Origin of the sequence: Flavobacterium hydrophilum (genome assembly GCF_003202405.1) — a bacterium.
GTDB classification, from domain to species: Bacteria; Bacteroidota; Bacteroidia; order Flavobacteriales; family Flavobacteriaceae; genus Flavobacterium; species Flavobacterium hydrophilum.
Window position 1 is genome coordinate 1 of record NZ_QJHL01000024.1, and the last position, 450, is coordinate 450.

Annotated in this window: 1 protein-coding gene; it reads left to right on the plus strand. The window is 52.4% G+C overall.

Going from position 1 to position 450, the window contains the following annotated elements; translation table 11 throughout:
- On the plus strand, positions 1 to 450 hold a 450-nt coding region (locus tag DMB68_RS23165), incomplete at both ends, for a Calx-beta domain-containing protein (protein ID WP_317047387.1).

Sequence of the window (450 nt, forward strand, 5' to 3'; positions counted from 1 at the left end):
TCGATATCACGAATGTTACAGGAGCTACGGCAGGCAGTACAACTCAGGCAATCGTTACGATCACTGATGACGAGACCACCCCAACGGTAACCCTGAGCGGAACGACAACAATCGTCGAGAACGCAGCAGGCACCGCTACAATCACCGCTACGCTGAGCACGGCTACGACTACCGATACAGTGGCAAGCTTAGGCTTTGCAGGAACAGCTTCGGCAGGAGATTATGCAGCAAGCAATACTACGATCACCATCCCGGCAGGGCAGCTGACCGGAACGATCACTATTGATCCGACCGATGATGCGCTGTACGAAGGAAACGAAACGGTAATTGTCGATATCACGAATGTTACAGGAGCTACGGCAGGCAGTACAACTCAGGCAATCGTTACGATCACTGATGACGAGACCACTCCAACGGTAACACTGAGCGGAACGACAACAATCGTCGAGA